Consider the following 8406-nt stretch of genomic DNA (forward strand, 5'->3'; position numbering starts at 1 on the left):
ATGTTGTCGTCGGCGGGCGGTTCGGTGCTGGCGGCGGGGCAGGCGAACTATGCGGCGGCGAATGTGTTCCTGGACGCGTTGGCGGTGCAGCGGCGTTTCGAGGGCCTGCCGGCCACTTCTCTCGCCTACGGCCTGTGGGATGTCGCGACGGGTCTCACCGAGGCCCTCGACGAGGATGTGCGACTCATGGCTGCTCGCGGGCTGCCCGCGCTCGATCCGGCGGACGCGCTGAGACTGTTCGACGCAGGGCTGCGCTCCGGGTGTGCGGCGCTGGTGCCGCTTGCCGTGGACGTACCGACGTTGCGCTCGAAGTCCGACGAACTACCCGCGCTGCTGCGTGACATGGCGCTCACCGAGTCCCGTTCCGTTGTGCGGAGCCGTACGAAGGGATCGGATCCCGCCGCGCTGATCGAGCGGCTGACGGCGCTGAGCGGCGAGGACCGGGAGCGGTCCCTGCTGGATCTGGTGAGGAGCCATGCGGCCGCCGTCCTCGGTCACAGTGGCGCCGACGCGGTCGCTGCCGAGCGGGGGTTCCTCGACATCGGGTTCGACTCGCTGACCGCCCTGGAACTCAGGAACAGGCTCAATGCGGTCACCGGCTGCCGGCTCGCGCCGACCCTCATATTCGACTACCCCTCAGCCGCCGAACTCGCCGTCCATCTGCGGCGGACGCTGTTCGGCGACGACACCCCACAGGACGACCTGAGCGCGGCGACCGCAGAAGAACTGTTCGACATCCTCGACGGTGGCGCCGAGGCATCGGTGTGAGCGCAGATCGAGCGGATGAGGAGCCGGAGTGCTGAACCAGATAGTCGTCGTGGGTGCGGCGGCCGCCGGACTGACCGCGGTGGAGACACTGCGCGCCAAGGGATACGAAGGCGGCCTGACCCTCGTCGGCGACGAGATCCATCCGCCGTACGACCGGCCGCCCCTGTCGAAGGAGTTGTTGAGCGAGACCTGGGAACCCAGGAAGACCTGGCTGCGGCAGGAGGACGTGCTCAGCGCGATCGACGTCGATCTGCGCCTGGGCTGCCGGGCCACGGCGCTGGACCGGGCCGCGCGGACCGTCGCGCTGTCGACCGGAGAGCAGCTGTCGTACGACGCGGCGATCATCGCGACCGGACTCCGGCCGCGTCGGCTGCCGTGGGGCGAGGGTGTGCGGGGCGTCCATGTACTGCGTTCGCTCGACGATGCGGTTCAGTTGCGCGAGGCGCTCGCGGCCGGTCCCCGCGTCGCGGTGATCGGTGCGGGATTCCTCGGTGCGGAGATCGCCGCGACCGCCCGCGAGGCCGGACTAGACGTCACGCTGATCGACACCAACGCCACGCCGCTCGAACGTCAGGTCGGCCCCGAAGTCGGCGCCCTGGTCGCGGAACTCCACCGTGACCACGGTGTGCGGCTCGTCCTGGGCGCGGGTGTGGCGGGCCTGGTGGAGGAGAACGGCGGTGCGAGCGGGATCCTGCTGTCCGACGGCACCTCGGTCGACGCCGACCTCGTCGTCGTCGCGATCGGCTCCGTGCCCGCGGTGGACTGGCTCGTCGGCTCAGGGTTGCGCCTGGACGACGGAGTGCTCTGTGATGTGTACTGCCAGGCCGCGCCCGGTGTGTGGGCGGCGGGCGATGTCGCCAACTGGCCGCATCCGACGATGGCCGGCGCCCGGGTCAGGCTCGAACAACGGACCAACGCCGCCCAGCAGGCGATGGCGGTCGTCGGCAACATCCTGGGGGGTGAAGCCGGGGTGAAGCCGTACAGTCCGGTGCCCTTCGGCTGGACGCACCAGTTCGGGGCGAAGATCCAGACCATCGGCTGGTGCCCGCCGGACGCCCGTACCGAGATCGTCAGCGGTTCGCCCGGGGACCGGGAGTTCGTCGCCGCCTACCACCGTGACGGGCTGCTCGTCGGGGCGCTCGGCTGGAACAGCGCACGTGGCCTGAGGCAGTGCCGTCTCCTGCTCGGCCGTCCGTCGGCGGAGGTCGCGGCCACTGCGGCCGGTGTCTGACACCCCGGGGTCGCGGGTTGTACGGCTCCTCTCCCTTCGGATCCGGGGCGTGTGCAAACATTGCGCGGATCCGCACCCGGGCCCGGCCCTCGACCGGCTCCCGGACCGGTGTCCCACGGGCTTTGCGTACGGGCGCCCCCTCGGCGTATACGATGCTCTATGCGTGCATGATACGCATAGCGAAGACTTCCGACGAAGGCAGGCACGAGATGACTACTGACAAGGAAACGGGCAAGGACACAGGCCTGCCGAACAGTATCGGGGTGCTGTGGGAGCTCCGGAACCGGGAGCAGCGTACTGCGAGGACCGGGCTGAGCGTGGAGCGGATCGTCACCGCGGCGATCGAGTCCGCGGACACCGACGGGCTCGCCGGACTCTCCATGTCCCGCGTCGCCAAGAGCCTCGACTTCGGCACCATGTCGCTGTACCGGCACGTGTCGAGCAAGGACGAGCTGCGGCAGCTGATGCTGGACATGGCGTACGGCACCCCGCCCCGCATCGACACCGAGGCGGGCGACTGGCGGGCCGGGCTGGAGCAGTGGGCCCGGGCGTTCCAGGAGGTCTTCCGCCGGCACCCCTGGATGCTGGAGATCTCGGTGAGCGGGCCGCCGCTGGAGCCGGGGCAGCTCAGCTGGCTGGAGTGCGGTCTGCGCACACTCGGCGGCACCAGCCTCAGGCCGGACGAGAAACTCTCCGTGATGATGCTGATGATCGGCTATGTGCGGAACTACGCGCAGCTCTCGCTCGGTGTGGTCGCCGAGGACATCAGCGAGGCCGACTTGATGGCCAACTACGGCCGCACGCTGGCCAAGTACGCCGACCCCGTTTCGTTCCCCGCTCTCGCCGAACTGCTGGAAGCCGGTGTGTTCGAGAAGTCGGAGGACGACTTCACCTTCGGTCTCCAGCGCGTGCTGGACGGGGTCGAGGTGCTGGCGCGTATCCGCAAGGGCGAGAAGCCCCTCAGCTGACCCGCGCACATGACAGTGGGCCGGTTCCCCAACCCGAGGGTGAGGGAACCGGCCCACTGTCATGTGCGCGGCCGGGGGCCTGGACTCAGCCCGCGGTGGGCTGCATCCGTCCGGCGGCCGGCACGGTCGCCGGTGCGTCGATGTCGAACGGGTCCACCGGGTCGCCCGTCTCGATCGGTACCTTGCGCAGCAGCAGCGCGACGATCGTGGCCACCACGACCATGGCAGCCGCCCCGGACAGTGCGGCGATCTGGAGACCGTGGGTGAAGGCTTCACGGCTGGTGGCGATGAGTTCGGCGCCGATCGCGGACGGCTGCTGCGCCGCCACGGTGGCAGCGCCGCCGATGGTGTTCCGTACCGCTCCCAGAGCCTCCCCGCCGAGGCCGGCCGGGTTCACCGAGCCCATGTCGCTGCGGTACACCGCGGAACCGATGCTGCCGATGACGGCGAAACCGAACGCGCTGCCGAACTCGGTGAAGGTCTCCGAGGTGGCCGTGGACGAGCCGGCGCGCTCCTTCGGGGCGGAGGTGACCACGATCTCCGCCGTGAGTGTCTTCGACGCCGTCATGCCGGCTGCCATCAGACCCACGCCCACCAGCAGCACCGCGATGTTCGAGTCCACGTCGAGCCGGCTCAGGACGCCGAAGCCGATCGCCATCACCACCATGCCGCTGGAGACGAGGTAGACGGGCTTGACCTTGCGGGACAATGCCGAGACGACACCGACCGCGGCCCCGATGGCCGGCAGCACCGCGAGCGACCACAGAGCCGCACGGAACGGGGTCAGGCCCAGCACCATCTGCATGTACTGGTTGGTGAGGACGCTGATGCCCATGAACGAGAACATCACCATCAGGTTGGTGATGATCGAGCCGGTGAAGCCGCCGTAGCGGAACAGCGAGATGTCGATCAGCGGGTGCGACGTCGTGCGCTGGCGCTGGACGAAGGCGATGAGCAGGACGACTCCCACCGCGGCCCAGATCGCGGCGTTACGGCTGTAGCCGTCGACGACCAGCTCCTTGAGGCCGTAGATGAACGGCATGATTCCGGCCATCGACAACAGCGCGCCGAGCACGTCGAGCTTGCCGCGCGAGGGGTCGCGCCGCTCCGGCAGCAGGATCGGGGCCAGGATCAGCACCAGCACCATGACCGGGGTGTTGATCACGAAGACCGAACCCCACCAGAAGTTGTTCAGCATCAGACCGCCGACCACCGGGCCGATGGCGGCGCCCGTTGCGAGGGTGCCGCTCCATGCGGCGATGGCGGTCTTGCGCTGGGCGGAGTCCTGGAACATGTTGCGGATCAGGGCGAGCGACGTCGGTGTCAGGGTCGCCGCCCCGAGGCCGAGCAGCGCCCGCGCGCCGATGAGCATCTCTGCGCTGTCGGCCGTCGCAGCCAGTGCGGAGGCGATGCCGAAGACCGCCGCGCCGGCGATCAGCAGTTTGCGGCGTCCGAGCCGGTCGCCCACCCAGCCCATCGTGATCAGCGCGCCGGCCAGCACGAAGCTGTAGATGTCCATGATCCACAGCAGCTGGGTGGCGCTCGGTTTCAGTGACTCGCTGATGGGCGTGATGGCGAAGCCCAGCACCGAGATGTCAATGGCGATCAGCAGGGTGACCAGGACGATCACCACGAGGCCGAGCCATTCCTTGAGCCCCGCCCGGGGCTTGATTTCTGTCATGGCAAACGTCCATGCCTTCCTGCGTCCAGACCACTGAGTACGTAACACGCGAAGCGTATCACTTACGCTATGCGTGTTACGTACTCATCGGCGTACTCGGTTCCGCGGGCATCGCCCTCCCGCGGTTGTTCAGAGCACTCCGCCGAGCCGTTCCTCGGCCAGGCGGATCAGCGCCCTGCGGTCGATCTTGCGATTCGGATTGAGCGGGAACTCCGCCGTGTGGAGGAAGTGCCGCGGGATCACGGCCCTGGGGAGCGAGCGGCTCAGCTCGCGCGCCAAGGTCACCGCGGGGACGGCCTCGCCGGTGTGGAAAGCCACCAGCTCGACGCTCTCGCCCGACCGCACCGGCACGGCCACCCCGTCCTCGACCCCGGGACAGCCGCGCAACGCCTCGTCTATTTCCGCCAGCTCGACCCGCACCCCGCGCACCTGGACCTGCTGATCCAGTCGCCCCAGGTACAACAGCTGGCCACCCTCGGCCTGCCGGACCCGGTCGCCCGTCCGGTAGTAGCGCAGGCCCTTCCGGACCAGGAACCGGTCGGCGTCGTCGGCGGGGTCGAGGTACCCGGCCGTGAGCTGTGGGCCGGCGATGCACAACTCACCCTCCTCCGTGCGTGGTTCACCGCTCTCGTCCACCACCAGCCACTCATGGCCCGGATGGACCTGGCCGATCGGCACGACACCCGCGGTGGCGATCCGCAAGGACTCCTCGGGCGACCAGCGATGGTGCGTGATGGTGATGGTCAGCTCTGTGGGTCCGTAGAGGTTCTCCACCGATGACTTCGCCGCGGCCCGCTGCCAGTCCTCGACGTCCCGGATCGTCACCGCCTCGCCTGCGAAGAAGCTCCACCGCAACGAGGGCAACTCCCCGTCGCCCAGCCCACCCGTCCGCCGGACCAGGCTGATCACGCTGGGCGTGGAGAACCACACCGTGATGCCCTGCTCCGCCACGAACTCCGGCAGGTTCAGGTACGCGCTCGCCGGAACGGCGACCAGCGTGGCGCCCGCACCCCACGCGCAGAACACATCGAAGACGGCACAGTCGAAGTTCAGATCGAAGTTCTGTGAGAACACATCGTCGGGGCCGAAGTCGTAACGGGAATCCAGCAGCCCGAAGTAGTGGGCTCCGTTGGCCTGGGTCACCGGCACACCCTTCGGCCGGCCCGTCGAGCCGGACGTGAACAGCACGTACGCGACGTCGTCCGGCGCGACCGCACACGGACGCGGCAGCCGCAGCGCCGGATCCGGCGCGATCACCTGCCCGTCACCGGACCTGTCGCCGTCCAGCAGCGCGGGCAGTTCGACCCCGTGCGCCCGCAGCCGCGCCAGCGCCGTGGCGGCCTCACCGTCCACGATCAGCGCCTGCACCCCCGCCGCTTCGAGCATCTGACGCGTGCGCAGCACGGGGAAGGCCGGCTGCAGCGGCACCATTGTCACCCCGGTGAACAGGCACGCCAGGATGCCTGTGTAGGCGTCGATGCCCTTCGCCGCCAGCACGCCGACCGCGGCCGGACGCTCGGGCAGCCCGGCCAGGAGCGAACCGGCCCAGGTCAGCGCCCGCTCGTACAGCTCCGTGTATGTGAGTGAGTGGTCACCCGCGCGGATGGCGACCCCGTGGGGCGACCGGGCGAGGCCGCGCAGGAATCGGTCATAGAGGGCGTGGGCTGACGTCTGGGCCATGGGGATTCCCGGGGTGGTGACGGTGGATGGATGAGGTGGACCGGCGGTCACCGCCCGCTGGATCCCCGCCCGGCAGCACTGAGGCGAGTGGGTCACGCCGTGGGCCGAGGCGGGTCTCGACGAGGGCGCGCAACGACCCGCTCAGTGCGGGGTCGGCCTCGAAGGTGGCCGAGCGCAGGGCCGCGCCGCTGCTGACCGCGATGAGTACTTCGATGAGCTCGGACCAGGAACACGAAGTCGGCGTGCGATGCAGTGTGACCCGTGGATTCTTTGCCTGCCACGCCCCTAGACCCCTGGTGTGCGTCGGGGCCGTCCCGTCCATCAGGACCTGGAGCCGTGCGTACGGTTGGGCCTGGGCGACCGTCTCCAGGAAGCGGAGAAGAACGTCGAGTGCGGGCGCCCGGCCGGCGACCGATCGCGACCGTTCCATGGCTGGAGGACGGAGACGCTCCTCGGCCCAGTGCCCGGAACGCTCGTCCGCCCGCAGCACCACCGCCTGCCACGGCGGCGCGAGACAGACGCCGACGACCGTTGGACGGGCTCCGGGGCTCAGCGGTGGCTCGGCGGGCAGCCGGAAGGACTCCGGCCGCCGCGGCCGGACACCCCACTTGCGCCACACCCGGGACACGGTGGAGTGCGCGAGCCCCAGCTCGGCGGCGAGCAGTCGGGACGACCAGTACGGCGCGTCCAGCCGGGCCGGCGGCTTGCCACCGTGCGCGAGCGTGGTGACCAGCACCGCGACCTCGTCGACCGTGGACGGGCGGCCGGGGCGCGGCAGATCGCCCAACGCCTCGATCCCCGCCTCCTCGTACCGGCTCCGCCACTTGATCACCGTCGGCCGGGACACCCTCAGTTGGGCGGCGACGTCCGTGTTCGAGGCGCCCTCGGCGGCGAGCAGAACGATCCGTGCGCGCCGGACGAGTCCGGCCGGTGCAGTCGACATCCGGGCGAGCGTCTCCAGCCGAGCCCGGTCACCCTCGTGGAGCCTGAGCGCGGAGGCGGTGTGCATGGGCCCTTTCCTCAGCGCAGACCCTGCAGTGCGTTCCAGAGAAGCTGTGGGGTCTCGAAGATCTCCAACGAGAGTGCCTCGTCACGGAAATGGACGTCGTAGGCGGCTTCGAGACCGGCCAGGAGCTCGACCATCCCCAGCGAGTCCAGCCCGTAGTCCCGCAGCTGTGTGTCGCCGGTGATCGGCTCTTCCGGCGGAAGGAAGGACAACTGCTTGCGCAGAAGAGTGTCGAACTGCTCATCCCACATGGTGACTCCGGTTCGGATGCGTTGGGTGGACGCCTCTGGCGAGGCCGCCGTACCGCACTGCCGCCGGACCATGGAATCGCCCACGGACAGCCCCGTGGAGACTGAAGAGACCGACCGGAGGCGACCGTACGGAAACGGAACGGGCGGGGCGGAGGAACGGAACGGTCATCCGGCCATGTGCTCGGCAGGAAGCCGCCCCAGGCCATTGACGCTAGCCCCGACCGGCCTGAACCAGTACCCCTACCCGCCCCTATGAAGGCGCGACCCGGCCGGAACGGACAGGCCGACAGCCCGCCGACGCCCAGCGCCGTGGCGCGACCGGCCGCAGGCGGGGACGGGTACGAGCCGACTCAACTGCCCTGTGCCCGCCCTCGCGCCGGCCTGTGGCCCGATCGCGCGCTCTGGGGTGGGCAGGGGCTGGAATGTGGGGACCTCGGCCACGACTAAGGGGTGGGCAGCCGCCGACCGGCACCGTAATTTTCCGAGCGGCCCCACTCTTCGTCTCCGCATTCCGCCTCGGGTCCGTAGTCCGCTGCCACGTCATGACACAGGAGGGCATGCTCGGTGAGTAACGAGGAAAAGCTTCTCGAGTATCTGCGCCGGGCGACAGCCGACTTGCGCGACGCACGCAAAAGGCTCGCCGCCGCTGAACGCAAGTCCAGTGGTGAGCCGATTGCGGTGGTGGGGATGGCGTGTCGTTATCCGGGTGATGTGGGGTCTCCGGATGATCTGTGGGATCTGCTGGTGGAGGGCCGGGACGGTGTGTCGGCGTTTCCGGTGGACCGTGGGTGGGATGTGGAGGGTCTGTACGATCCGGAGCC

Annotated in this window: 8 protein-coding genes; 4 read left to right on the top strand and 4 right to left on the bottom strand. The window is 69.5% G+C overall.

Annotation, left to right across the window (positions count from 1 at the left end; all coding sequences use genetic code 11):
• From IEZ15_RS42755 to IEZ15_RS42765, 3 genes are all read left to right on the top strand, one after another.
• The coding region (locus tag IEZ15_RS42755; RefSeq protein ID WP_189282335.1) for a beta-ketoacyl reductase at positions 1–768 on the top strand (768 nt) is incomplete at its 5' end.
• 28 nt (positions 769–796) lie between these two features.
• A complete protein-coding gene (locus tag IEZ15_RS42760; RefSeq protein ID WP_189282336.1) occupies positions 797–1999 on the top strand; it encodes an NAD(P)/FAD-dependent oxidoreductase in 1203 nt (400 codons plus the stop codon).
• 209 nt (positions 2000–2208) lie between these two features.
• A complete protein-coding gene (locus IEZ15_RS42765; RefSeq protein ID WP_189282337.1) occupies positions 2209–2967 on the top strand; it encodes a TetR/AcrR family transcriptional regulator in 759 nt (252 codons plus the stop codon).
• Between the two features lie 85 nt (positions 2968–3052).
• Here the strand turns inward: IEZ15_RS42765 and IEZ15_RS42770 are convergent, their stop codons facing one another.
• From IEZ15_RS42770 to IEZ15_RS42785, 4 genes are all read right to left on the bottom strand, one after another.
• Positions 3053–4648 carry an MFS transporter gene (locus IEZ15_RS42770; RefSeq protein WP_189282338.1) on the bottom strand — a complete coding sequence of 532 codons (1596 nt, stop codon included), beginning with the start codon at positions 4646–4648 and terminating at the stop codon, positions 3053–3055.
• A 129-nt stretch (positions 4649–4777) separates the two neighbouring features.
• Entirely contained in the window at positions 4778–6328 is a 1551-nt protein-coding gene (locus IEZ15_RS42775) for an AMP-binding protein (protein ID WP_189282339.1), read from the bottom strand.
• Complete coding sequence (locus IEZ15_RS42780; protein WP_189282340.1) at positions 6297–7337, bottom strand: helix-turn-helix domain-containing protein; 1041 nt, start codon at positions 7335–7337, stop codon at positions 6297–6299. Before IEZ15_RS42780 ends, IEZ15_RS42775 begins: the two co-directional genes overlap by 32 nt.
• 11 nt (positions 7338–7348) lie before the next feature.
• Positions 7349–7585: an acyl carrier protein gene (locus tag IEZ15_RS42785; RefSeq protein WP_114248229.1), complete on the bottom strand. Its 237-nt coding sequence runs from the start codon at positions 7583–7585 to the stop codon at positions 7349–7351.
• Between the two features lie 564 nt (positions 7586–8149).
• Between IEZ15_RS42785 and IEZ15_RS42790 the strand changes: the two genes are divergently transcribed.
• Positions 8150–8406 (top strand): beta-ketoacyl synthase N-terminal-like domain-containing protein (locus IEZ15_RS42790; protein WP_189282341.1); only part of this gene is annotated, 257 nt, incomplete at its 3' end.

Source organism: Streptomyces atratus, assembly GCF_014648655.1.
GTDB lineage: Bacteria > Actinomycetota > Actinomycetes > Streptomycetales > Streptomycetaceae > Streptomyces > Streptomyces atratus.